A 23,887-nucleotide genomic window follows, 5' to 3' on the forward strand; every position below is an offset into this window, starting at 1 on the left:
TTTTTGAGGAAGCCATCCCAGCTGGGGTGGCTTTCTCTATTTCCGGGGCCATTTCGAGGGCTTTGCCGTCCAGGGTCGGAAGCGCCACCACGGCAATGTGCCCGTACGCTGATGACGTGGAATATCGAGCCGTCGAACAAGCGATCATGGCCAGGGGAGTGGAGTGGGACTTCGATCCCACCCTCGACCGGATCAGCGCGTTGCTGGAGCTCCTCGGCGACCCTCAGAAGGCTTTCCCTGTCATCCATATCGCGGGGACGAACGGCAAGACGAGCACCGCGCGGATGGCGGAGTCGCTTCTGAAGGAGCGCAATCTGCGCGTCGGCCGTTACACGAGCCCGCACCTGACCTCCATGCGCGAGCGCATCTCGGTCGACGGAGAGCCGCTGTCGGAGGAGCGCTTCACCGAGGTCTACAAGGACATCGAGCCGTACCTGGGGATGATCGACGCCAAGGCCGGCAGGCTGAGCTTCTTCGAGGTGCTGACCGCGATGGCTTTCGCGGCCTTCGCGGACACGCCCGTCGACGTGGCGGTCATCGAGACCGGCATGGGCGGGTCGTGGGACGCCACCAACGTCGCGGACGGCACGGTGGCCGTCATCACGCCGATCTCCCTCGACCACACGGACTATCTGGGCCCGGATGTCGAGACGATCTCCAAGGAGAAGGCCGGCATCATCAAGCCCGGGGCGACGGCCGTCCTGGCGCAGCAGCCTCTCGAGGCGGCGGAGGTGCTGATGCGCCGCGCGGCCGAGGTCGGCGCGGTCGTCGCGCGCGAGGGGCTGGAGTTCGGCGTCCTCCACCGCGAGCTCGGGATGGGCGGGCAGCTGCTCCAGCTCAGGGGCCTCAAGGGGGTCTACGAGGACGTCTTCCTTCCCCTGTACGGCGCGCACCAGGCGGGCAACGCCGCCGCGGCGCTGGCCGCCGTCGAGGCGCTCACGGCCGGCGACGACCCCCTTGGTGACGATCTCGTACGGCAGGCGTTCGCGCAGGCTTCCAGCCCGGGAAGACTGGAGATCGTCCGACGTGGGCCGACGGTGGTCCTGGACGCGGCGCACAACCCCGGCGGCATGGAGGCCACGGTTGACGCGCTGACCGAGTCTTTCGGCTTCACGCGGCTCATCGCCGTGGTGGCCGCGATGGGGGACAAGGACGTCGACGCGATCCTCGAGCTCCTGGAGCCCATCGTGGAAGAGGTCGTGGTGACACGGAACTCCTCACCGCGGTCCATGGACCCGGACGAGTTGGCGGAGCGCGCGGGCAGCGTGTTCGGCCAGGATCGGGTCCACCAGGCCGACCGGCTCGACGACGCCATCGACATCGCGATCGGGCTGGCCGACCAGGGCGACGAGTTCGGCTCCGGAGTGCTGATCACCGGTTCCGTGGTCACCGTGGGCGACGCCCGCATCCTGTTGAAGGCCGACAAGTGACCGCGGATCGCCCGGAAGCCGGGAGCGGCGTGTTCGAGGTGACTCCCGGCATGCGACGGCTCTGCGCGAGCGTGCTGGGCATGGAGGCCATCGTCATCGGCCTGACGACCCCGGTCGCGATCGCGATCAACCACGTCCGGCCGGCGCTCGCGGTGACGGTCGGGATCGGGCTGGCCGTCCTGTGCGTGATCGTGGTGGGGCTGCTCAAACGGCCGTCCGGGTACATCGCGGGAAGCGTCATCCAGGTCCTCGCGATCGCCACCGGATTCCTCGTTCCGGCGATGTTCTTCCTTGGAGTGATCTTCGCCGCGTTGTGGATAACGGCCATATTCGTCGCTCGCCGTGTCGAAGGGGCGACGAAGCGCTAAAGTCGGCAACCATGGCCGTCCCTCCCGTCCCGCAGGCCCGGACCGCCGTGGCGGTTCGCGCCGTCCGCGTCCCCCTGCTGCTCGACATCGTGATCGGGCTGCTCACCGCGGTCGCCCTGCCCCTCGCGGTCGTCGCCATCCCCAACACCATCTCGGTGGTGGCCGCCCTGCTGCCGCCCGGCGTCTCGCAGATCTCGATGATGCGGGCCCATGGCCTGGCGCTGCCGGCGATGCTGCTGACCGTCCCGCTGGCCGCGGTCGCCGTCCGCCGGTTCCGCGCCGCGCCGATCCTCGTGGCCGGGCTCACGCTGCTGGCCCTGGCCGACGTCGCCGGAGGCTACGCGGGATCGACCGCGCTGGTGGCGCTGCTGCGCGTGATCCACGGAATCGGCGCGGGAGTGCTGGTGCCGGCCACCCTCGTGGCCGTCTCCGAGCGGCCGCGCCGGGGCATCCTGCTGCCGATCTGGGCGGGCATGCTGGCGGTGAGCCTGCTGTCGGCCCAGGCGCTGGCGCTGTGGCCGCTGGACGAGGTGGACTCCTGGCAGGTCACCCTCCAGCCCTATCCGTTGCTCACCGGGATCGCCCTCGGGCTCGCCGCCGCCTATCTCGTCCTCTGGCTCGTCGCCGGAGACGGGGCGGCCGTGATCCGGGGGACCGGCGCGATGGGCGAAAAGCCGATGATCGACAACCCGGAGGGCGAGCCGTACGGGGATGACGTCGTAACCGTGAGCCCGGTGCCGCCGGCCTTGAGCCCGCCGACCGCTGCCGAGCGGGGGAGGCTCACACTGGCGGCCGTGCCGGCCGCGGGCATCGCCGTGCTGGCCGTCGGCACGACCTACGACTGGCCGCCGGCCCTGGTCATCGCCGTGGCGGGCCTCGCGGTGATCGCGATGCTGGCCCTCGGCGCGGTCGGCACATCCGAGCAGCCCGGCGGGCGCGCGGTGGCCTTCACCAACGTCGCGGTGGGTCTGGTGGTCCTGCCGACGGCCGCGCAGGCCACCTACGTGGAGCTGGGCGGCCTCGGCGGTCCGGGCCTCTCGGGGCTGTGGCTGCCGTTCCTGCTGGCCGCGGTGGCGGCTCTCGGCGCCGCCGTCGTGGCCGGGCTCGTCCCGGAGGCGATGACGGCGAAGCTCACGGGCGGGGGCCTGGCGGCCGTCGTGATCGGGCTGTGCGCGATCCGGTTGCTCGTGCCCGCGCCGTACGGCCCGCCGCTCGTGGTGCCGTTCGTGCTCCTGGCGGCGGGCTCGGCGGTGGCGCTGGTGGGCGCGCTCCGGGAGGCGGGTGTCGGCGCGGCGCTGCTCGGCCTGTCGCTGTGCTTTCCCGCCGTGCTCGCGGGCTTCCTCCTGGGAACGGGCATCCAGGTGAACCTTCTGCGGGGGGTCAGCCAGTCCGGAGACGCCACCAAGCAGGCGCTCGTCGACGGGTTCATCGGCGCCCTGCACGCGTGGGCGCTGGCCGGCGGATTCGCGGTGGTCGGGATCATCGTCTTCGCGGCGGTCCTCGCCCGCCGTGACGCCGGGACGTCCCCGTCCGGTGCGGCCGCCGCGTCAGGGCAGGCCCGAGCCGCGCGGGACGGGCATGTGGTGATCCCGGCCCCCACGCCGTCGCCCGAGGACGACGGCGGCGCGACCGGAGAGCCGCTGTCGGACCGGTAAGCTGCCGTTGCGCCGGAGCTCCCGGCCCCGGGCCGGCACCGGGTCATTCCGGCACCGGTTCCCAGGGATCGGGTTCCAGGGCCGGTTCCAGGGACCGGGTCATCCAGCACCGCGCGCCACCGCAGCACCATCACCTGAGCACCAAATCACCTGAGCATCGAAGCAAGGAGAGAACCCGTGTCCGAGCGCACGCTTGTCCTGATCAAGCCGGACGGTGTCCGGCGAGGCCTCATCGGCGACGTCATCGGCCGCATCGAGCGCAAGGGCCTCAAGGTCGTGGCGATGGACCTGCGCACGCTCGACGCCGAGACCGCCAAGGCGCACTACGCCGAGCACTCCGAGCGCCCGTTCTTCGGCGAGCTGGTGGAGTTCATCACCTCCGCCCCGCTGGTCGCGCTCGTCGTCGAGGGCCCCCGCGCGGTCGAGGCGTTCCGCGCCCTGGCCGGCCTCACCGACCCGGTGAAGTCGCCCCCCGGGACCATCCGGGGCGACCACGCCCTGGAGATCGGTGAGAACGTCGTGCACGGCTCTGACTCGCCCGAGTCCGCGGCCCGCGAGATCAAGATCTTCTTCCCGGACCGTTTCTAGCGCTTGCCACACGTACGGCCCCGGCCTAAACCGGGGCCTTTCGTGTTTTTCCAGGCGGTGACGCTTCTCTGGTCAGGGGTGCGCAGATTTTCCCCGTGCCTGATAGCTCGATGTGCCCAGTCATGAGCACATCGCGTTACGATTCGAGTGCGATGCGTTATCCCGCTAACCACCTGAAGGAAGGCTTCCTTCCGCATGGGCAGCAAGCTGACATTCCTGGGCCGTGACATGGCGGTTGACCTTGGCACGGCGAACACTCTGGTCTACGTGCGAGGGCGCGGAATCGTGCTGAACGAGCCATCCGTCGTCGCCCTCAACGTCACGACGGGCAAGATCGTGGCGGTCGGAATCGAAGCGAAGCGGATGATCGGGCGAACGCCCGGCAATATCGTGGCCATCCGCCCTCTCAGGGACGGGGTCATCGCGGACTTCGACGTCACAGAACGCATGCTGCGATATTTCCTCCAGAAGGTCCACAAGCGCCGGCACTTCGTACGGCCTCGCATCATCGTGGCGGTTCCCAGTGGGATCACGGGAGTCGAGCAGCGTGCCGTGAAGGAAGCGGGCTACCAGGCCGGCGCCCGGCGGGTCTACATCGTCGAGGAGCCCATGGCGGCCGCCATCGGCGCAGGCCTGCCGGTTCACGAGCCGACCGGCAACATGGTGGTGGACATCGGAGGCGGCACCACCGAGGTGGCGATCATCTCGATGGGCGGCATCGTGACGAGCCAGTCGATCCGCGTGGCCGGCGACGAGCTGGACCAGGCGGTCATGACCTTCGCCAAGAAAGAATACTCCCTGATGCTGGGGGAGCGCACAGCGGAGGAAGTGAAGATCGCCATTGGGTCGGCGCACACCACGGGGGAGGACTTCCACGCCGAGATCCGCGGCAGGGATCTCGTCACCGGCCTGCCGAAGACGATCGTCGTCTCGGCCGAGGAGATCCGCAGGGCCACGGCGGAGCCGGTCAATGTGATCGTCGACGCGGTGAAGTCCACGCTGGACAAGTGCCCGCCGGAGCTGTCCGGCGACCTCATGGACCGCGGCATCGCGCTGACGGGCGGGGGCGCGCTGCTCAAAGGCATGGTCGACCGGCTGAGGGATGAGACCGGCATGCCCGTCCATCTCGCGGACAACGCTCTCGACTCGGTCGCGCTGGGGTCCGGGAAGTGCGTGGAGGACTTCGAGGCGCTCCAGCAGGTTCTCGTGCAGGAGCCCCGCAGCTAAGGAGCCGTCATGAGAGACACCCGCCGCACCCGTCTCACACTCGGCATCCTCATCGGGACCGCGCTGATCCTGATCACCGTGGACCACCGTGCCGCGCACGGGTCGCTACTGGCGCCGGTGCGCGACGTGGCCTCCACGGTGTTCGGGAAGTTCGAAGGGGCGACCTCGGCCGTCACGGCGCCGATCGCCGGTTTCTTCAAGACCCTCCACGACGCTCCGGGGGCGGAGCGGGTCATCACCGACCTCCGCAAGGAGAACGCGAGCCTGAAGACCCAGCTGTCCGCGCAGCGCCTCGACAAGGCCCGGGTGGCGAAGCTCGACCGGATGCTCGGGCTGGCGGGGCTCGGCCGCTACCGCGTCGTCCCGGCCCAGGTCGTGGCCCGTCGCGCCACGCCTGGATTCGAGGACGCCGTCGAGATCGACGCGGGCACCAACGACGGGGTGCGGACCGACATGACGGTGCTGAGCGGTGAGGGCCTGATCGGCCGCGTCGTCTACGCGGGCCCCAGCACCTCGACCGTCGTCCTGCTCACCGATCCCGCGCTGTCCGCGGGCGCCCGACTCGAAGGCGGCAACGAGCTGGGTGTCGTCAGTGGTCTCGGGGAGGCCGGGGGCAGCGACAATCTGATCAAGTTCCGGCTGCTGGACGACGCCGTCCCCGTGGCGGTGGGCCGCCGGATCGTGTCCTTCGGCTCCCAGCGGAACACGCCGTACGTGGCGGGAGTGCCGATCGGCGTGATCGAGCGGGTGGAGCACACGCCGGGCGAGCTGACCCGGATCGCGTACGCCAGGCCGTTCGCCGACTTCTCCTCGATCGACGTCGTCGGGGTCGTGACCCAGGCGCCCAAGCGTGATCCGCGTGACTCCGTACTGCCACCGGTGCCCCAGCCGGCCAAGCCGCCCGCGCCGCGGCCCGCGAAGCCGTCGACGGAGGTCTGGCCGCCCGTCGAGGCCCGTCCGCTGGACCCGGGCAGGGGACCCGGCAGAGAGCTTGGCAGGGAGACGGGCAGAGGCGCGACGGACAGGGAACGGGAAAGGGCGCGGCACGAGCCGGGTCCGGAAGCCTCTCCCGCGGTCGCGCGCACCGCTCCTCCGGCGAACCCTCAGCGGCACGCGCGGGAGCATCCGACGGTGGCCGCGCGTGAGCATCCGCTCGCCGACGCCCGGCAGCCGAACGCGTCCCCCGACGCCCGGAAGAACGCGCGGGACAACCCCCGGCCCAACGCGGCCGCGAACGCGCGGCGAAACGCGGCCGCCGACGTCCGGAAGAACGCGCTCGCGAACGCCCGGGACGACACGGCGGACGGGAAGCACCGGCGGCAGGACAGGAGGGCCTGATCCCGATGCTTCGCAACCTGACCGCCGCGCTGCTCGTCTTCGCGGCTCTGGTGATCCAGGCCGGATTCGTGAACCGGCTGTCCCCCAGGATCGCGCCGGATCTGGTGCTGCTGGTCGTTCTCTCTCTGGCGGCACTGCGCGGGCCGCTTCCCGGAGCGGTGATCGGATTCTGTGGTGGCCTGGCCTACGACCTGCTGCCCCCCGCCGACCACCCGCTGGGGCAGTACGCGCTGGTGATGTGCGCCCTCGGCTGGCTGGCCGGGCGGCTCGGTGATCAGCTGCCGCTGCTGGCCGTGATGTCCTGTGCGGTAGTCGCGCCCGGCCTGGCGGCAGGACTCGGAGCGCTGCTCGGAGATCCCGGCGTGAGCTGGGCCGTCCTCCGCGCGGCCTGGCCGCCGATCGCGCTGTGCAACCTCCTCGCGGCGCCCGTGGTGCTGTGGGCGGTGTCCGCCCCGCATCGCAGGAGGCGCCCCGGTGAGACGGAGTCGATGAGGGGCTGGAGACGGGGGATGGCATGAATCGGTTGAGGGTGCGGCTGTTCGTCCTGCAATTGCTCGTCGTGGCGATGCTCGCTGTGCTGGGCGTGCGGCTCTGGCAGGTGCAGATGGTCCAGGGGGCGCAGTTCGTCGCGGTGGCGACCGAGACCCGCACCCGGGAGGTCCGCGTGCCGGCCCTCCGGGGCCCGATCCTCGACGCCTCCGGCCGCCCGCTGGTCCGCAACCGCACCAGCCTGGTGGTCTCGATCGACCGGTCCAGGTTCGAGCGGATGCCGGACGGCGGTGACGCTGTGCTGAAGCGGCTGTCGTCCGTGCTGGGGCTCAAGTTCGACCAGCTCAAACAGCGCATACGTCCATGCGGCCCGGGTATTTCGCGGCCCTGCTGGCCTGGCTCGCCGTACACGCCGACTCCGGTCGACGACCACGTGAACCCCCGTGTGGCGCTGCAGATCCTGGAGCGGCAGGAGGACTTCCCCGGCGTGACCGCCGAGATCCAGGCGGTGCGCTCCTACCCTGGCGGCAAGGACGCCGCGCAGCTTCTGGGTTACCTCCAGCCGGTCACGAAGGAGGAGCTGGAGCGGCGTGAGGGGCTGAAGGCCAGCTACTCGGGCGTCGACCTGGTGGGCCGCGACGGCCTGGAGTACTCCTATGACTCGGCTCTGCGCGGCAAGCCGGGGCTTCGCCGCGTGCAGGTGGACCGGATGGGCAAGGTCATCGCGGTGGAGCAGCAGGCAGCGCCGACACCGGGCGACACGCTGATCACGAGCATCGACGCGAACGTGCAGTCCATCGTGGAGAAGTCCCTGGACCAGGCGATGAGGGAGTCTCCGAACTCCGACAGCGCCGCCGGCGTCGTCCTCGACGTGAAGACCGGCCGGGTCATCGCGATGGCCAGCCGGCCGACCTATGACCCCGCGGTGTGGACGGGCGGCATCGCGGAGAAGGACTACCAGCGGCTGCTGTCCGGCAAGTCGGGCAAGCCGCTCGTGTCCCGGGTCATCAACGGCACCTACGCGCCCGGATCGACCTTCAAGATCAGCTCGGTCTCGGCGATGGTCGCGGACGGCTCCCCGCTGAACGGCACCTACGAGTGTCCGAGCGCGTACAACGTCGGCGGCCGGGCGTTCGGCAACGCCGGCGGCATGGCCCTGGGCTCCATATCCCTGCACACGGCGCTGGTGAAGTCGTGTGACACGGTCTTCTACCGGGCGGGGTACGAGGAGTGGCAGCGCGACGGCGGCAACACCCCCAAGGCCAAGATCAAGGAGCCGATGCCCAACATGGCCCGCGCCTACGGGTTCGGCGAGCTGACGGGCGTCGACCTGCCGGGCGAGTCTCCCGGCCTCATCCCCACCCGCGCCTGGAAGCGGAACCTGTGGAACGCCTCCAAGGACCACATGTGCAAGCGGGCCAAGACCGGCTATCCGGAGATGAAGGACGAGGGCCGCGCGGCGTTCGCCAAGCGGCTCGCCAACGAGAACTGCCTGGAGGGCTTCATCTACCACGCCTACGAGGCGGCCAACTTCTCCATCGGCCAGGGTGACGTGCAGGTCACCCCCCTTCAGCTCGCCAGGGCGTACGCCGCTCTGGTCGGCGACGGCAACGTGCGCAGCCCGCGTGTCGGCTGGGCGGTCGTCCGGCCTGACGGCAGCGTCGTCAAGGAGATCCCGGTGCCGGTGGTCCGCCACCTGCCGATCAGCGACGAGACGCGCGACTACATCCGTAAGGCGCTCAGCGAGGTGCCGTCCGACGGCACGGCGGCGGGCGCGTTCCGCGGGTTCCCGATGGACCAGGTGAAGATCGGCGGCAAGACCGGTACGGCCGAGGTCTGGGGCAAGGCGGACACCTCGTGGTTCGCGTCGTTCGCTCCGGCGGACAACCCGCGCTTCGTGGCCGTCGTGCTGGTGTCCCAGGGCGGCTTCGGCGCCGAGACGGCGGCGCCCGCCGTGCGGCGCATCTGGGAGGGCATCTACGGGATCGGCAAGAGCGAGGACGGCAAGCCGGTCAAGCCGGCGCTCCCCGACGGACGGCCGGCGAGCCGCCTGCCTGTGATCAAGCAGGACGGGACGGTCACCCAATGAGGCGGCGCCATGCCTGACGCGGTGCGGGTACGGAGACGGTCCCTCGCCAGGCGGGCGGTGGGCCAGGGGGCTCCGGTATGGCGGATGGACGGCCTGCTCCTCGCGGCGGTGATCGCGCTGAGCGTCATCGGCACGCTGCTGGTCTGGTCGTCCACCCGGACCTGGGTGTCCAACGAGCCGACGGGGCTGGTCAAGAAGCACGTTCTGAACCTGTGCATCGGCCTGGCGCTCTACAGCGTCGTGGCGGTGAGCGACTACCGCTGGCTGCGCAGGTACGCCCCCTTCCTGTACGGCGTGGCCATCATGGGGCTCCTGCTGGTCATCACCCCGATGGGATCGACCATCAACGGGCACCACTCGTGGATCATGCTCGGGGGCGGCTTCGCCGTACAGCCCGCTGAGCTGGCCAAACCGGCTCTGATCGTATTCATGGCGCGGCTGCTCGTGCGTTCCGCAGAGGGGAAGGACCGCCCCCGGGTCGTCGACCTGGCGCTCTGCCTCGCCGCGGCGGGGGTCGCGGCGTCGCTGGTCATGCTTGAGCCCGACCTCGGCACCACGATGGTGCTCGTGGTCATCACGGGCGGGATCATCGTCTTCGCCGGTGTGCGCAAGCGGTGGATCGTGGCGTCGGTGCTGCTGGCCGCGGCCGGCGGGCTGGCCGTGTGGTCCCTCGGGCTGATGAAGCCCTACCAGGTGGCCCGGTTCACCGCGCTGATCAACCCCGCCAGTGACCCGCGCGGCGTCGGATACAACAGCACGCAGGCGCTGGTGGCGATCGGATCGGGTGAGCTGTTCGGGAAGGGCCTGTTCCACGGCGGGCAGACCACCGGGCGTTTCGTGCCGGAGCAGCACACCGACTTCATCTTCACGGTGGCGGGCGAGGAGTTCGGCTTCGTGGGGACCGTCACGGTCGTGGCGCTGCTCGGGGTCGTGCTGCTGCGCGGCCTGCGCATCGCCCGGATGTGCGAGGATCGCTTCGGCGCACTGGTCGCCGCCGGGATCGTCACCTGGATGGCCTTCCAGACCCTGGTCAACGTCGGGATGACCATCGGCATCATGCCGATCACGGGCGTGCCCCTGCCGTTCGTCTCGTACGGTGGCACGGCGACGTTCGCCAACATGATCGCGGTCGGCATCCTCCAGGCGATCCATGTCCGGGAGCGCGCCCTCTCCGCATGAGAGCACGCATGAGAGCACGCATGAGAGCGCGCATGAGAGCGCGCCGCAGGGAACCGGGTCCCGGCTCTCACTGGCGTCAGGTCCGTCAAGCGAACACCATGGGAACGGAACTGGTTCGGGGGCTGAACGGACCATTACGGAGGAACGGTGACTCCGGACGATGAGGCGCGGGAGCGCGAGCGGGCCCTTGAGCTGCTGCGCACCGCCTTCCCGGACTATCGGATCGTGTACGGCGGCGGCCGCTGGGCCGCCGCGGCAGCGGGCGACCCGCCGACGGTGTGGTTCGCCCAGACCCCCAGCAGCCTCTGTGGCCAGCTCTTCCTGGCCCAGCTGCGCAACGGCGGCACCATCGCCCCTCTCCACGGGAAGGAGAGCAACTCGCAGTGCGCAGGGTGACCGTTTTGTGACGATCGCGACGCTAGCGTGACTGGGGTCACCACCTGGAGAGCCGATGACACAACCCTCACGCGGCGGCGATCGGTCCGCCATCCAGTGCGCCGCGATCATCCGCGAGCGGACGCTGGCCAGCTTCGGCGAACCGCCGACGGCGGCCGTCATCCACCAGATCGCCGAGGAGATCCACGTCTGCTGCCCGCAGGCGTCCCGGTTCAAGTGCCTGCGCCTCGCCCACGGATGGACGGTGGAGGAGGCGATCGAGCGCTTCCACGCGATGTGCGACCGAGAGCAGGTCAAGCGCCGCGGGCTCACGGAGCGCTCCTGGCGCGAATGGGAGGCCGGGGCGCGTCCCGACCGCGACTACACGGACCTGCTGTGCCGGCTGTTCGAGACCGGCCCGGTGCAGCTCGGCTTCGCCCGCGACTACACCCCGGAGGACCTCCGGCGGCCGCGCGCGGCCGGGCCGGACCCGATCTCCGCGGCCGCGATGGAGGCGAGCGAGCACGCAGAGCGGGTCGAGACGAGCGAGATCGGCGACAGCACGCTCGAACGGCTCCGCACCCAGGTGATCTGGGTGGCCAGGCGGTACGTCTGGGAGGCGCCGCTGCCGCTCTTCGTCGAGATGCGGGCGCTCCAGGAGCAGACCCGGCGGGCGCTGGAGCGGCGGATCCACCCGATCCAGTCGGGCGAGCTGTACTTCCTGACCGGGGCGCTGTGCGGGCTGATGGCCAACGCGAGCATGGACATGGGCCGCCGGGTCCCCGCCGATACGCTGGCCAGGGCCGCGTGGACCTACGGCAGGATCGCCGGGCACCAGTCGCTCATGGGCTGGGCGCGCGGCATGCAGGCGTCGGTGGCGCTGTGGGACAGGCGCTACGAGGACGCCGCGGGCTACGCCCAGGACGGTCTCACCCACCTGGCGCGGGGCCAGGGCGGAGCGCGCCTGCACATGCTCCGCGCCCGCGCCACCGCGATGCTCGGCCGTACGGCGGAGGCGGAGCGGGAGCTGGCACTGGCCCTGGAGGCCCGCGAGGCGGAACCGGGCGACGAGCTCCATGACGGCTTCGCCGGCGAGTTCGCGTTCCGGCCGGCCAAGCACGCCTACTACGCGGCCGTGACACGCCTGCATCTCGGCCAGTCGGCTCCGGCCATCCAGGAGGCGAGGACGGCCCTCGACCTGTACGCCACGGGCGACCCCCAGCACCGGTCGTACGGCTGCGAGGCGATGGCGGGCGCCCACCTCGCCGTCGCCCACCTCATGGAGGACGACCCCGACGGCGCGGAGGAGGCGCTGACCCCGCTGCTCGACCTCCCGCCCGAACGCCGCATCGACAGCCTCGCAGAGACGCTGGGATCGACCCGCAAGCTGCTCGGCGGCAGCTTCGCGAGCCGGCTTGAGGGGTTCTGCGCGGTCGGCCTGCCGCAGTCCGCCGCCCGCGCCCTGCCCGAGGGGAGCGGCTGATGTCGGTCTTCACCGTCGCGGGCACCCCGCCCGCGCTCGCCGAGGCGTGCCGCCAGGCCGGGCTCAGCGCCGCCGGAGCGCGGCTGCTGCGGAGCTTCGCCAACGTGGTGTACCACCTTCCGGGCGAGGGGGTGATCGTCCGCCTGGCGGAGGCCACCACCCCGGGCAAGTTCGAGCGGCTCGTCACCTCGCTCAAGGTCACCCGCTGGCTCGACGCGCAGGGCTTCCCCGTGACCCGGCCGCTGGACGTCCGGCAGCCGCTCGCCGTCGAAGGGTGCCTCGCGACCTTCTGGCACTACGAGAACGAGGGGCCGGACGCCGGCCGCGCTGAGGACCCGGCGGCGCTCGGCGTCATGCTGCGGTGGCTGCACACGCTGCCGCCCGTGCCGTTCGAGCTGCCGACCTACGACCCGTTCGGCCGCGTACGGCGGGCCGTGACGGCCAGCCGCGTCCTCAGCGACGAGGAGCGCGCCTGGCTGCTGGAACGGTGTTCCACGCTCATGGAGGCCTACTACGAGCAGGTCGAGTTCGCCCTGCCGTACGGGCTGGTGCACGGGGACGCGCACCGGGGCAACCTGATCCGCACGCCGGAGCGGCTCCTGCTGTGCGACTGGGACTCGGTGAGCGCCGGGCCGCGCGAGATCGACCTCGTCCCGACGCTGCAGGGTGCGCGGTTCGGGCTGTCGGACACGCAGCGGGCCGGATTCGCCGGAGCTTACGGCTACGACGTCAGGGACTGGGCGGGTTATGCGGTGCTCCGCGACATCCGGGAGCTCCAGACGCTGACGGCTGTGCTGCGCAATGCCCACCGCGATCCCGCAGGTCATGAGGAGCTCCGGCACCGGCTCTCCTCGCTCCGCGCGGGCGACGATCGGATCTGGCACGCTTTCTGAAGCGGCTACGCTGGGACCCATGTCTGTGTCCCGCAATCTCATGCCGACTTCTGAGATCGCAGCGTCCCGCAATCTCATGCCGACTTCTGAGATCGCAGTCGAGTCATTGTTCCCCCGCCTGGAACCGCTTCTGCCCAAGGTGCAGAAGCCGATCCAGTACGTCGGGGGTGAGCTGAACTCGACGATCAAGGACTGGGACGAGGCGACGGTCCGGTGGGCTCTCATGTACCCGGACGCCTACGAGGTCGGCCTGCCCAACCAGGGCGTGCAGATCCTCTACGAGATCCTCAACGAGTTGCCCGAGACGCTGGCCGAGCGAACCTACGCCGTCTGGCCAGACCTCGAGGCGCTGATGCGGTCCGAGGGCGTCCCGCAGTTCACGGTCGACGCCCACCGGCCGGTGCGCGCCTTCGACGTCCTCGGGGTCTCGTTCTCCACCGAGCTGGGTTACACCAACCTGCTGACCGCGCTCGACCTGGCGGGGATCCCGCTGGACGCGGTCGAGCGGACCGGTGAGGACCCGATCGTGCTGGCCGGCGGCCACGCCGCGTTCAACCCCGAGCCGATCGCCGACTTCCTCGACGCCGCCGTCCTCGGCGACGGAGAGCAGATCGCCATCGCGATCTCCGAGGTCGTCCGCGAGTGGAAGGGCGAGGGCCGCCCCGGCGGCCGCGACGAGCTGCTCATGCGGCTCGCCTCCACCGGAGGGGTGTACGTCCCCAAGTTCTACGACGTCGAGTACCACCCGGACGGCCGCATCAAGCGGGTCGTCCCCAACCGCCCGGGCGTTCCGTCGCGGGTCTTCAAGCACACGGTCATGGACCTGGACGAGTGGCCCTACCCGAAGAAGCCGCTCGTCCCGCTCGCCGAGACGGTCCACGAGCGGTTCAGCGTGGAGATCTTCCGCGGCTGCACCCGCGGCTGCCGCTTCTGCCAGGCCGGGATGATCACCCGTCCGGTGCGGGAGCGGTCGATCACCACCATCGGCGACATGGTCGAGGTGGGCCTCAAGGAGTCCGGCTTCAGCGAGGTCGGCCTGCTCTCGCTGTCGAGCGCCGACCACTCCGAGATCGCCGAGGTCGCCAAGGGCCTCGCCGACCGTTACGAGGGCACGCAGACCGGTCTCTCGCTGCCCTCCACGCGGGTCGACGCGTTCAACATCGACCTGGCCAATGAGTTCTCCCGCAACGGGCGCCGTTCCGGGCTGACCTTCGCACCCGAGGGCGGCTCCGAGCGGATGCGCAAGGTGATCAACAAGATGGTCACCGAGGAGGACCTGATCCGCACCGTCACCACGGCGTACAGCCAGGGCTGGCGGCAGGTGAAGCTCTATTTCATGTGCGGGCTGCCGACCGAGGAGGATGTGGACGTTCTCGGCATCGCCGACCTGGCCAAGAAGGTCATCAAGGCGGGCCGCGAGGCGACCGGCTCCCGGGACGTCCGCTGCACGGTCTCCATCGGCGGGTTCGTGCCCAAGCCGCACACGCCGTTCCAGTGGGCCGCCCAGTGCGACCACGAGACGGTGGACCGCCGGCTGCGCGAGCTCCGCGACGCCCTCCGCGGCGACAAGGAGTACGGCAGGGCCATCGGCTACCGCTACCACGACGGCAAGCCGTCGATCGTGGAGGGGCTGCTGTCGCGCGGCGACCGCCGCGTGGGCAGGGTCATCCGGGCGGTGTGGGAGGACGGTGGCCGCTTCGACGGCTGGAGCGAGCACTTCTCCTACGACCGGTGGATGGCCGCCGCCGAGCGGGCGCTCTCCGGCGAGCCTGTCGACGTCGACTGGTACACCACCCGCGAGCGGGAGGAGCACGAGGTGCTCCCCTGGGATCACCTCGACGCCGGCCTGGACCGGGAGTGGCTCTGGCAGGACTGGCAGGACGCGACGGGCGACGTGGAGGTCGAGGACTGCCGCTGGACTCCCTGCTACGACTGCGGCGTCTGCCCGACCATGGGGACGGAGATCCAGATCGGCCCCACGGGCAAGAAGCTGCTGCCGCTCACCGTGGTCTGACCGTAGCTCAACGATCATCTGACAGGCTCCCCCGGGCGGGGGGCCTATCCTGAAAGACACCGAACCGACCTCGGAAGGACGACGGAACTCTGAAACCCGTTCCCGATGGACCCGCCCCCGCGCCCGCGGTGCAGCGCCTCCGCGTGCGCTACGCCAAGCGGGGCCGCCTGCGCTTCACCAGCCACCGTGACATCTCCCGCGCCGTCGAAAGGGCGGTGCGGCGGGCTGACATCCCGGTGGCGTTCAGCGCGGGGTTCAGCCCCCACCCGAAGATCTCCTACGCCGGCGCCGCCCCGACCGGGGTGGCGAGCGAGGCCGAATATCTGGAGATCGGCGTGAGCCGGCACTGCGACCCGCAGCGGCTCCGCGCCGACCTCGACGCCTCGCTGCCGCCCGGCCTCGACGTGCTCGACGTGGTCGAGGCGCGCGCCGGGAGCCTGGCCGACCGGCTGGAGGGCTCGACGTGGGAGTTGCGGCTGCCCGGGGCCGATCCGGAGGAGGCCGCGGGTGCGGTGGAGAAGTTCCTGGCGGCCGGCCACGTCGAGGTCGAGCGGCTGACCAAGAAGGGAATGCGGCGCTTCGACGCCCGTCAGGCGGTCCGTTCGGTGGCCGTCACGGACGGGAACGAGAGAACGGCAGGTCAGGAGCCCGGGCCGCCGTGTGTCATACTTCGTATGGTTGTTCGGCACGAAACACCTGCCGTCCGGCCCGATGACGTACTCATGGGTCTGCGTCTCGTGGCAGGCTTCGCGCCGCCGTCACCTCCCGAGGTGACCAGGCTGGCGCAGGGGCCGCTCGACGCAACGACCGGTGAGCCCGCCGACCCGTTCGAGCTCGATCGGGCAGGCGGAGACCTATAAGACTTGCCGCCGCGGCACCGACAGGAGGCCCGGCGGACCGCGAGAGACGAGAGCCTCCGCGCGGCGCGGAAACGTGCCCGGGGGCTGACGGGAGAACGCCCGCATGCTCGAGAACGAGCCGACCGACAGGGCTGCGAGCCTTGACGGTGATACGACAACGCGCAATTCGGTGCACGGTTCCGACGTGAACGACGCCCCACGGGAGACGGGTGGCGTGACGACCACGCCGCGCCGCCGTTCGGCCAGCCGTCCGGCCGGGCCCCCGCCCGAGCCCGACGAGCCCGCGCCCGCCGCCGTGGTCCCCGCCCCGGCGGTCGCGGAGCCGCCGCCGCCGGTCCATGAGACCCCGGTGGTTCAGGAGACCCCGGTGGTTCAGGAGACCTCGGCGGCCGCCGAGCCGCCTGTGGCGGACAAGCCCAAGCGGGTCACCCGCCGCCGCGCTTCGGCCAAGACCGCGCCGGAGGCCGAGACGGCCCCCGTGCCCGATCTCACGCCGGACGCCGTGGCGGAGGTGGCGCCGGAGGCCGTCACGGACGACGCCGAGCCCTCGGCGCCCCCGGCGCCCCGGACCGTACGGCGGAGCCGCACCCGCAAGACCGTCCAGGAACCCGCGGACGAGGCCGTCGCCGAGGCCGGTCATGTGGCCGGTCACGTGCCGGGTCATGTGGCCCCCGAGGAGGAGGAGCCGGCCCCCGCGAGGCGTCGCCGTACGCGCAAGAAGGACGACGTCGCCCCGGAACGATCCAGGGCGATGAGCGCGGCCGAGGCCGAGGTCGCGACGGCGCTCCAGCTCGGGCTGCCCGCCGAGGAGCCCCTCGACGACGAGCCCGCCGGTGAGGACCTGATCGAGGACGAGGAGCTCGAAGACGCCACGGAGGAGGCCGCCGGGGAGGCATCGCAGCCGCGCGTGCTGGCCGATCCCTTCGGCCTGTCCGCGCCGCAGGCGGCCGTGCCGTCGGTGACGTTCCAGGCTCCGGCGGCCGTCTTCCAGCCGCTGTTCCAGGCTCCGGACCCCTTCGCCGCCCGCCCCGTGTCGCCCCCGCCTGCCGTACCGGCCGAGAAGGCGGCGGAGGACGCCGACATCGACGACGCCGACGAGGCGAACGAAACCGGCGAGGACGAGGGCGAGAGCGACGGCGAGGGCGGCACCCGCAGGCGCCGGCGCCGCCGGGGCGGCCGCGGCCGTGGCGCCAGGATCCGCGGGGACGCCGACGAGTCCGAGGATTCCGACGAGGAGTCCCAGGCCGTGACGGCCGAGGACGAGGAGGGCGAGGAGCCGGCGGAGGAGCCCGAGGGTGAGCAGGCCGGCTCGCGCCGCCGTCGCCGTCGCCGCCGCCGGGGGACCGAGGAGGCCGAGCTCACCGTCGACGACCCGCCGAACACGGTCGTCCGCATCCGGGCGCCACGCGCCACGCGGTCCACGTCGGTGGACGAGGTGCAGGGCGTGCGCGGCTCCACGCGGCTGGAGGCGAAGAAGCAGCGCCGCCGTGAGGGCCGCGAGCTGGGCCGCCGCAGGCCGCCGATCATCACCGAGTCGGAGTTCCTGGCCCGGCGCGAGTCGGTCGAGCGTGTCATGGTCGTGCGCCGCCATGGCGGCCGCACCCAGATCGCGGTGCTCGAGGACGGCGTGCTCGTCGAGCACTACGTCGACCGGGAGTCGAGCCAGTCCTACGTCGGCAACGTGTACCTCGGCAAGGTGCAGAACGTGCTGCCCTCGATGGAGGCGGCGTTCGTCGACATCGGCAAGGGCCGCAACGCCGTGCTGTACGCCGGTGAGGTCAACTTCGACACCGCCGGTCTGGAGGGCCAGCCAAGGCGGATCGAGGTGGCGCTCAAGTCCGGCCAGGCCGTGCTCGTCCAGGTCACCAAGGACCCGATCGGGCACAAGGGCGCCCGCCTGACCTCGCAGGTCAGCCTGCCCGGCCGGTATCTGGTCTACGTGCCGGACGGCTCGATGACCGGCATCTCCCGCAAGCTCCCGGACAAGGAGCGGACGCGGCTCAAGCAGATCCTCCGCAAGGTCATGCCGGAGAACGCCGGCGTGATCGTGCGCACCGCGGCGGAGGGCGCCTCGGAGGAGGAGCTCAGCCGCGACGTGGCCCGGCTGTCGGCGCAGTGGGAGAACATCCAGCGCAAGGCCAAGTCGGCCAGCCCGCCCGAGCTGCTGTCCGGCGAGCCCGACCTGACGGTCCGGGTGGTCCGCGACGTGTTCAACGAGGACTTCACCTCGCTGGTGGTCGAGGGAGACGAGGCGTGGCAGACGGTGGACGAGTACGTCCGCTACGTCGCGCCGCATCTCGCCGACCGCCTGTCGAAGTGGGAGGAGAACGGCGACGTCTTCTCCGCTTACCGGGTGGACGAGCAGATCGCCAAGGCGATGGAGCGCAAGGTGTGGCTGCCCTCGGGCGGCTCCCTCGTGATCGACCGCACCGAGGCGATGACCGTCGTCGACGTCAACACCGGCAAGTTCACCGGGCAGGGCGGCAACCTGGAGGAGACCGTCACCCGCAACAACCTGGAGGCGGCGGAGGAGATCGTCCGCCAGCTCCGGCTGCGGGACATCGGCGGCATCATCGTCATCGACTTCATCGACATGGTGCTGGAAGGCAACCGTGACCTGGTGCTCCGGCGGCTGCTGGAGTGCCTGGCCAGGGACCGGACCAAGCACCAGGTCGCGGAGGTCACCTCCCTCGGCCTGGTTCAGATGACCCGCAAGCGGGTCGGCCAGGGCCTCCTGGAGGCGTTCTCCACGCCCTGTGACTGCTGTCACGGCCGCGGCATCGTCATCTCGACCGAGCCGGTCGAGGGGAAGCCCGAGCCGCGCGGCACGCAGGGCAAGATGGCCATCGAGAAGGCCGTGGCCGAGAAGGTCGCGGCCGGAAGTGAGGGTACGGCTGTCGCCGCGTCCGGCAACGGACGTGACAGCGTCACCGACGCCCTCGACCCGGACGAGGACGACGCGCCGGCCGCGCATTCCCGGGGACGGCGACGTTCCCGCAGGAAGACGGCCGATTAGCGACTTCGTCTCCCCGGTGTTCCGCCCGGTTCGACCTGGGTGCCGCTAATCCGGTACCCTAGTCAACCGGTGCGCCCGCTGGCGCGCCTGGCTTCGCGCGCCTGCCCGGAACGCCGGTCGTGTTATCGACAGCAGCCGGATGCGGGGCGCGGCATCTACGCATTTAGCCAGAAGAAGGGTTCCGCGGTGTACGCGATCGTTCGTTGCGGCGGCAGGCAGCAGAAGGTCTCCGTCGGGGACGTCCTCGAGGTGGACAAGGTCGCCGGTGAGGTTGGGTCCTCGGTGTCGCTGCCGGCGGTGCTCGTCGTCAACGACGGCGATGTCACCTCCGACGCTGCCACGCTTGGCAGGTTCCAGGTGACCGCCGAGATTCTCGGCGAGACCAAGGGCCCCAAGATTCGCATTCTGAAGTACAAGAACAAGACCGGCTACAAGAAGCGCCAGGGTCACCGCCAGCGGTACACCCAGGTCAAGGTCACCGGCATCAACCCCGGCCAGTAATTTCCGGGGGACGACCCCCGAAAGGGAGTGAAACATGGCACACAAGAAGGGCGCCTCGTCCACCCGGAACGGCCGTGACTCGAACGCTCAGCGGCTCGGCGTCAAGCGCTTCGGTGGTCAGCTCGTCAACGCGGGCGAGATCATCGTCCGTCAGCGCGGCACGCACTTCCACCCCGGCGACAACGTCGGGCGTGGCGGCGACGACACGCTGTTCGCGCTGGCCGCGGGCCACGTGCAGTTCGGCACCAAGCGCGGTCGGCGCGCGGTGAGCATCATCCCGATCGCGGAGTAGATCCGCTCGGGAGAAACGTTGCAGATGAGGCGGATCGAGCATTCGGTCCGCCTCATCTCATTTATTGGGGAGGGAAGCGGCTGATGGCTGACTTCGTGGACAACGTCATCCTGCACATCAAGGCGGGTGACGGCGGCAACGGCTGCGCCTCCGTCCACCGGGAGAAGTTCAAGCCGCTCGGAGGCCCCGACGGCGGCAACGGCGGCCGAGGCGGCGATGTGATCCTGGAAGTGGATCCCAACACCGCCACTCTGCTGGAATATCACCACCGTCCCCATCGCAAGGCGGCCAACGGCAAGCAGGGCATGGGCTCCAACCGTGACGGCGCCAACGGCGACGACGTCGTCCTGCCGGTGCCCAACGGGACGGTGGTGAAGGACGCGAAGACCGGCGAGGTGCTGGTCGATCTCGTCGGCGCGGGCACCCGGTACGTCGCGGCCCAGGGTGGCTTCGGCGGCCTCGGTAACGCCGCGCTGGCCAACGCCAAGCGCAAGGCCCCCGGCTTCGCGCTGCTCGGCGAGCCCGGCGACGAGGCCGAGATCACGCTGGAGCTGAAGACCGTCGCCGACGTGGCGCTGGTCGGCTTCCCCAACGCCGGCAAGTCGTCTCTGGTCGCGGCGCTCTCGGCCGCCCGGCCGAAGATCGCGGACTATCCGTTCACCACGCTGATTCCCAATCTCGGTGTCGTGACGGCGGGGGAGACCGTGTTCACGGTCGCCGACGTGCCCGGCCTCATCCCGGGGGCGTCCGAGGGCAAGGGACTCGGCCACGAGTTCCTGCGGCACGTCGAGCGCTGCTCGACCATCGTGCACGTCCTCGACTGCGCCACGATCGAGCCCGGCCGCGACCCGATCACGGACTTCGACGTCATCGAGGGCGAGCTGGCGGCCTACGGCTCGCTGCAGGACCGGCCCCGGCTGGTCGTGCTCAACAAGGTCGACGTGCCGGACGGGCGGGAGCTCGCGGACATCGTCAGGCCCCTCCTGGAGGAGCGCGGCCTGCGGGTCTTCGAGATCTCCGCCGCCACCCACGAGGGCCTCAAGCCCCTGGCGTACGCCATGGGCGAGATGGTCGCGCGGGCCCGGGCCGACGCACCGGTCGAGGAGCCGACGCGCCTGGTGATCCGGCCCAAGCAGCTCGGCGAGGCGGGCTTCGCCGTCCGGCGGATCGACGACAAGATCTTCCAGGTGACCGGCGAGAAGCCGGAGCGCTGGATCCGCCAGACCGACTTCAGCAACGACGAGGCCGTGGGCTACCTGGCCGACCGCCTGGAGCGGCTGGGCGTCGAGGAGGCCCTGATCGCGGCGGGGGCGCAGGTGGGCGCCGAGGTCGTCATCGGCCCGATGCAGGGCGGCTACGTCTTCGACTGGCAGCCGTCCGAGGGCACGCGGACCCGGGTCGGCGGCCCTCGCGGCACCGACAGCAGAATCGGTTAGGAAGTCTCGGCCGAGAAGGGCCGGCTGGGCAGGGTCGTTGATGGGATCGTCGGACGGGATCGGTTGGACAGGGGCGGCGGCGTGGCGGACATGGCAGGCGCGGCGGGCACAGTAGGCACGGCGGGCGCCACAGGTGCGCCGGGCGCCCGCGGTACGGCCGGCTCGGCGGGCAGGGACCGGATCCGTACGGCGTCGCGGCTGGTCGTCAAGGTGGGCTCCTCCTCCCTTACGACCCCGCAGGGCATGATCGACGTGGACCGGGTCGACGCGCTCGTCGACGTGCTCGGCGCGCGACGGCAGGCGGGCACGCAGATCGTGCTGGTCTCGTCGGGAGCCATCGCGGCCGGTCTGGGCCCGCTGGGCCTGCGGGCGCGGCCCAAGGACCTCGCCACCCAGCAGGCCGCGGCGTCCGTGGGCCAGGGCGTGCTCGTCGCCCGCTACACCTCCTCCTTCGCCCGGTATGGCCTGCGCGTCGGCCAGGTGCTGCTGACCGCCGACGACATGATGCGGCGGTCGCACCACCGCAACGCTCAGCGGACGCTGGCGCGGCTGCTTGAGCTCGGCATCGTGCCGGTGGTCAACGAGAACGACACGGTGGCCACCGACGAGATCCGTTTCGGCGACAACGACCGGCTGGCCGCGCTGGTGGCCCACCTGATCCACGCCGACGCGATGGTGCTGCTGTCCGACGTGGACGCCCTCTACGACGGCGACCCGCGGCGGGAGGGGACCACGAGGATCGCCGAGGTCCGCGGGCCCGGGGACCTCGAAGGCGTCGAGCTCGGCACCTCCGGACGGGTCGGCACCGGCGGCATGGTGACCAAGGTGCAGGCGGCCCGGATCGCCACCGGGGCCGGCGTGCCCGTCGTCCTCACGGCGGCGGCCCACGCGGCGCAGGCGCTGGCCGGCGCGGACGTCGGCACCTACTTCCACCCCGGGGGCCGTCATCCCGGCACCCGGCTGCTCTGGCTCGCCCACGCCGCGACCGGCAGAGGGCGGCTGCATCTGGACGCGGGCGCGGTCGAGGCCGTCGTCGGGCGGCGCATGTCGCTGCTCCCCGCGGGCGTCGTCAACGTCGAGGGCGACTTCGCTGCGGGCGACCCCGTCGACCTGTGCGGCCCCCTCGGCGTCCCGGTCGCCCGAGGGCTCGTCAACTACGACGCGACGGAGATCCCCGAGCTGCTCGGGCGTTCCACCCGGGAGCTGGCCAGCGCGCTCGGCCCGGAGTACGAGCGTGAGCTGATCCACCGCGACGACATCGTCATACTGGAAGCCGACCACCAAACAAACGGAGCGCGAGGCAATGTCTGAGGCAGAGGACTTTCTGAAGGTCGCCCGCGCGGCCAAGGACGCCGCGACGGTGCTCGCGCCGCTGCCGCGCGCGCCGAAGGACGCCGCGCTGCGCGCCGTGGCGGACGCCCTGGTGGCCCGCGCGGACGAGATCGTCGAGGCCAACTCCGTCGACGTCGCGAAGGCCAGGGAAGGCGGCACCTCCGAAGCCATGATCGACCGGCTCCGCCTCGACGCCGGCCGCGTCGAGAAGATCGCGGCAGCCGTACGGCAGGTGGCCGACCTGCCCGACCCGGTCGGCGAGGTCGTCAGGGGGAGCACGCTCCCGAACGGGCTGGAGCTGCGCCAGGTCCGGGTGCCGCTGGGCGTCATCGGGATCATCTACGAGGGCCGTCCGAACGTGACCGTCGACGCGGCCGCCCTGTGCCTCAAGAGCGGCAACGCCGTACTCCTGCGCGGCTCGTCCAGCGCGTACTCGTCGAACACGGTGCTCGTCCAGATCATGCAGGACGCACTGGCGGAGACGGAGGTGCCCGCGGCGGCCGTGCAGCTCGTCCCCGGCCTGACCCGCGAGTCGGTCAAGCACCTGATGCGCGCCCGTGGGCTGGTCGACGTGCTGATTCCGCGCGGCGGCGCGTCGCTGATCAACAGCGTCGTGGAGGAGTCGACCGTACCGGTGATCGAGACCGGCGTGGGCAACTGCCACGTCTACGTCGACGCCGACGCCGACATCGACACGGCCCTCACGATCCTGGTGAACGCCAAGGCGCAGCGGCCCTCGGTTTGCAACGCCGCCGAGACGTTCCTCGTGCATTCCGGCATCGCCGCGGAGTTCGTCCCGAGGGCGCTCGCGGCGCTCAAGGACGCGGGCGTGACCGTCCACGGGGACGAGCGCGTGCGAGCCCACAGCGCCGACGTCGTGCCCGCCACCGAAGAGGACTTCACCTCCGAGTACCTCTCGCTCGACATCGCCGCCGCGGTCGTCGACTCGCTGGAGGACGCGGTCGCGCACATCAGGAGGTACGGCTCGGCCCACACCGACGCGATCGTCACCCGCTCCCAGCAGGCCGCCCGGCGGTTCGTGGCCACCGTGGACTCGGCCGCCGTGGCGGTGAACGCATCCACCCGGTTCACGGACGGCGGGGAGTTCGGCTTCGGCGCGGAGATCGGCATCTCCACCCAGAAGCTGCACGCGCGCGGCCCGATGGGCCTGCCCGAGCTCACGTCCACCAAGTGGATCTACACCGGAGACGGCCACATCCGGGTCTGACGCCTCGCCTGACGCCCCGCCGCCGGTCACCGCTCGTCCATGAACCGCCGAGCCTGGTCGATCATGACGATAGTGCTGTCAAAAACGCCGTTTG

The 23,887-nt window shown here is 71.0% G+C and carries 20 protein-coding genes; all 20 read left to right on the forward strand.

Features of this window, described 5'->3' with window-relative positions; translation table 11 throughout:
- The first annotated feature begins 95 nt into the window (after nucleotides 1-95).
- The gene (locus tag N5079_RS12255) at nucleotides 96-1,430 is read left to right on the forward strand and encodes a bifunctional folylpolyglutamate synthase/dihydrofolate synthase (RefSeq protein ID WP_261583767.1); all 1,335 of its coding nucleotides are present in this window, start codon (nucleotides 96-98) and stop codon (nucleotides 1,428-1,430) included.
- Complete coding sequence (locus tag N5079_RS12260; RefSeq protein WP_261583768.1) at nucleotides 1,427-1,798, forward strand: DUF4233 domain-containing protein; 372 nt, start codon at nucleotides 1,427-1,429, stop codon at nucleotides 1,796-1,798. Before N5079_RS12255 ends, N5079_RS12260 begins: the two co-directional genes overlap by 4 nt.
- Nucleotides 1,799-1,809: 11 nt before the next feature.
- Complete coding sequence (locus N5079_RS12265) at nucleotides 1,810-3,453, forward strand: hypothetical protein (protein WP_261583769.1); 1,644 nt, start codon at nucleotides 1,810-1,812, stop codon at nucleotides 3,451-3,453.
- Between the two features lie 177 nt (nucleotides 3,454-3,630).
- Nucleotides 3,631-4,041 carry a nucleoside-diphosphate kinase gene (ndk, locus tag N5079_RS12270; RefSeq protein WP_261583770.1) on the forward strand — a complete coding sequence of 137 codons (411 nt, stop codon included), beginning with the start codon at nucleotides 3,631-3,633 and terminating at the stop codon, nucleotides 4,039-4,041.
- Nucleotides 4,042-4,236: 195 nt separating this feature from the next.
- A complete protein-coding gene (locus N5079_RS12275) occupies nucleotides 4,237-5,268 on the forward strand; it encodes a rod shape-determining protein (RefSeq protein WP_261583771.1) in 1,032 nt (343 codons plus the stop codon).
- Between the two features lie 9 nt (nucleotides 5,269-5,277).
- The gene (gene mreC / locus N5079_RS12280; protein WP_261583772.1) at nucleotides 5,278-6,606 is read left to right on the forward strand and encodes a rod shape-determining protein MreC; all 1,329 of its coding nucleotides are present in this window, start codon (nucleotides 5,278-5,280) and stop codon (nucleotides 6,604-6,606) included.
- A 5-nt stretch (nucleotides 6,607-6,611) separates the two neighbouring features.
- Nucleotides 6,612-7,124, forward strand: coding sequence for a rod shape-determining protein MreD (gene mreD / locus N5079_RS12285; RefSeq protein ID WP_261583773.1), 513 nt, complete (start codon nucleotides 6,612-6,614; stop codon nucleotides 7,122-7,124).
- A complete protein-coding gene (mrdA, locus tag N5079_RS12290) occupies nucleotides 7,121-9,184 on the forward strand; it encodes a penicillin-binding protein 2 (RefSeq protein ID WP_261583774.1) in 2,064 nt (687 codons plus the stop codon). The genes mreD and mrdA overlap by 4 nt, the downstream gene beginning before the upstream one ends.
- 9 nt (nucleotides 9,185-9,193) lie before the next feature.
- Complete coding sequence (gene rodA / locus N5079_RS12295; protein WP_261583775.1) at nucleotides 9,194-10,363, forward strand: rod shape-determining protein RodA; 1,170 nt, start codon at nucleotides 9,194-9,196, stop codon at nucleotides 10,361-10,363.
- Nucleotides 10,364-10,510: 147 nt separating this feature from the next.
- Complete coding sequence (locus tag N5079_RS12300) at nucleotides 10,511-10,759, forward strand: hypothetical protein (protein WP_261583776.1); 249 nt, start codon at nucleotides 10,511-10,513, stop codon at nucleotides 10,757-10,759.
- 55 nt (nucleotides 10,760-10,814) lie between these two features.
- The gene (locus N5079_RS12305; RefSeq protein ID WP_261583777.1) at nucleotides 10,815-12,221 is read left to right on the forward strand and encodes a hypothetical protein; all 1,407 of its coding nucleotides are present in this window, start codon (nucleotides 10,815-10,817) and stop codon (nucleotides 12,219-12,221) included.
- Nucleotides 12,221-13,114 carry a phosphotransferase family protein gene (locus tag N5079_RS12310; RefSeq protein WP_261583778.1) on the forward strand — a complete coding sequence of 298 codons (894 nt, stop codon included), beginning with the start codon at nucleotides 12,221-12,223 and terminating at the stop codon, nucleotides 13,112-13,114. Before N5079_RS12305 ends, N5079_RS12310 begins: the two co-directional genes overlap by 1 nt.
- A 91-nt stretch (nucleotides 13,115-13,205) precedes the next feature.
- Nucleotides 13,206-15,128 carry a TIGR03960 family B12-binding radical SAM protein gene (locus N5079_RS12315; protein ID WP_261583980.1) on the forward strand — a complete coding sequence of 641 codons (1,923 nt, stop codon included), beginning with the start codon at nucleotides 13,206-13,208 and terminating at the stop codon, nucleotides 15,126-15,128.
- Nucleotides 15,129-15,256: 128 nt separating this feature from the next.
- Nucleotides 15,257-15,988, forward strand: a complete 732-nt coding sequence (locus tag N5079_RS12320) for a TIGR03936 family radical SAM-associated protein (RefSeq protein WP_261583779.1) — start codon at nucleotides 15,257-15,259, stop codon at nucleotides 15,986-15,988.
- A 184-nt stretch (nucleotides 15,989-16,172) separates the two neighbouring features.
- Nucleotides 16,173-19,004 (forward strand): Rne/Rng family ribonuclease, encoded by a 2,832-nt coding sequence (locus tag N5079_RS12325; RefSeq protein WP_410007777.1) that lies wholly within the window; start codon nucleotides 16,173-16,175, stop codon nucleotides 19,002-19,004.
- Between the two features lie 186 nt (nucleotides 19,005-19,190).
- Nucleotides 19,191-19,505: a 50S ribosomal protein L21 gene (gene rplU / locus N5079_RS12330; RefSeq protein ID WP_261583982.1), complete on the forward strand. Its 315-nt coding sequence runs from the start codon at nucleotides 19,191-19,193 to the stop codon at nucleotides 19,503-19,505.
- Between the two features lie 34 nt (nucleotides 19,506-19,539).
- Nucleotides 19,540-19,797 carry a 50S ribosomal protein L27 gene (gene rpmA, locus N5079_RS12335; RefSeq protein ID WP_203884155.1) on the forward strand — a complete coding sequence of 86 codons (258 nt, stop codon included), beginning with the start codon at nucleotides 19,540-19,542 and terminating at the stop codon, nucleotides 19,795-19,797.
- An 83-nt stretch (nucleotides 19,798-19,880) separates the two neighbouring features.
- Nucleotides 19,881-21,233: a GTPase ObgE gene (gene obgE / locus N5079_RS12340; RefSeq protein ID WP_261583780.1), complete on the forward strand. Its 1,353-nt coding sequence runs from the start codon at nucleotides 19,881-19,883 to the stop codon at nucleotides 21,231-21,233.
- A gap of 90 nt (nucleotides 21,234-21,323) precedes the next feature.
- Nucleotides 21,324-22,544: a glutamate 5-kinase gene (gene proB, locus N5079_RS12345; RefSeq protein ID WP_410007782.1), complete on the forward strand. Its 1,221-nt coding sequence runs from the start codon at nucleotides 21,324-21,326 to the stop codon at nucleotides 22,542-22,544.
- Entirely contained in the window at nucleotides 22,537-23,793 is a 1,257-nt protein-coding gene (locus N5079_RS12350; RefSeq protein WP_261583782.1) for a glutamate-5-semialdehyde dehydrogenase, read from the forward strand. The genes proB and N5079_RS12350 overlap by 8 nt, the downstream gene beginning before the upstream one ends.
- Nucleotides 23,794-23,887: the final 94 nt, after the last annotated feature.

Source organism: Planotetraspora sp. A-T 1434 (genome assembly GCF_025420585.1).
Lineage (GTDB): Bacteria > Actinomycetota > Actinomycetes > Streptosporangiales > Streptosporangiaceae > JAOEGB01.

Excerpts from the sequence above, each read along its gene's own strand:
- N5079_RS12310 (WP_261583778.1), top strand. The coding sequence starts at position 12,221 with ATGTCGGTCTTCACCGTCGCGGGCACCCCGCCCGCGCTCGCCGAGGCG.
- N5079_RS12350 (WP_261583782.1), top strand. The coding sequence starts at position 22,537 with ATGTCTGAGGCAGAGGACTTTCTGAAGGTCGCCCGCGCGGCCAAGGAC.
- N5079_RS12305 (WP_261583777.1), top strand. The coding sequence starts at position 10,815 with ATGACACAACCCTCACGCGGCGGCGATCGGTCCGCCATCCAGTGCGCC.
- N5079_RS12275 (WP_261583771.1), top strand. The coding sequence starts at position 4,237 with ATGGGCAGCAAGCTGACATTCCTGGGCCGTGACATGGCGGTTGACCTT.
- mreC (WP_261583772.1), top strand. The coding sequence starts at position 5,278 with ATGAGAGACACCCGCCGCACCCGTCTCACACTCGGCATCCTCATCGGG.
- mreD (WP_261583773.1), top strand. The coding sequence starts at position 6,612 with ATGCTTCGCAACCTGACCGCCGCGCTGCTCGTCTTCGCGGCTCTGGTG.
- N5079_RS12255 (WP_261583767.1), top strand. The coding sequence starts at position 96 with ATGTGCCCGTACGCTGATGACGTGGAATATCGAGCCGTCGAACAAGCG.
- mrdA (WP_261583774.1), top strand. The coding sequence starts at position 7,121 with ATGAATCGGTTGAGGGTGCGGCTGTTCGTCCTGCAATTGCTCGTCGTG.
- proB (WP_410007782.1), top strand. The coding sequence starts at position 21,324 with ATGGCAGGCGCGGCGGGCACAGTAGGCACGGCGGGCGCCACAGGTGCG.
- N5079_RS12265 (WP_261583769.1), top strand. The coding sequence starts at position 1,810 with ATGGCCGTCCCTCCCGTCCCGCAGGCCCGGACCGCCGTGGCGGTTCGC.
- rodA (WP_261583775.1), top strand. The coding sequence starts at position 9,194 with ATGCCTGACGCGGTGCGGGTACGGAGACGGTCCCTCGCCAGGCGGGCG.
- rpmA (WP_203884155.1), top strand. The coding sequence starts at position 19,540 with ATGGCACACAAGAAGGGCGCCTCGTCCACCCGGAACGGCCGTGACTCG.
- obgE (WP_261583780.1), top strand. The coding sequence starts at position 19,881 with ATGGCTGACTTCGTGGACAACGTCATCCTGCACATCAAGGCGGGTGAC.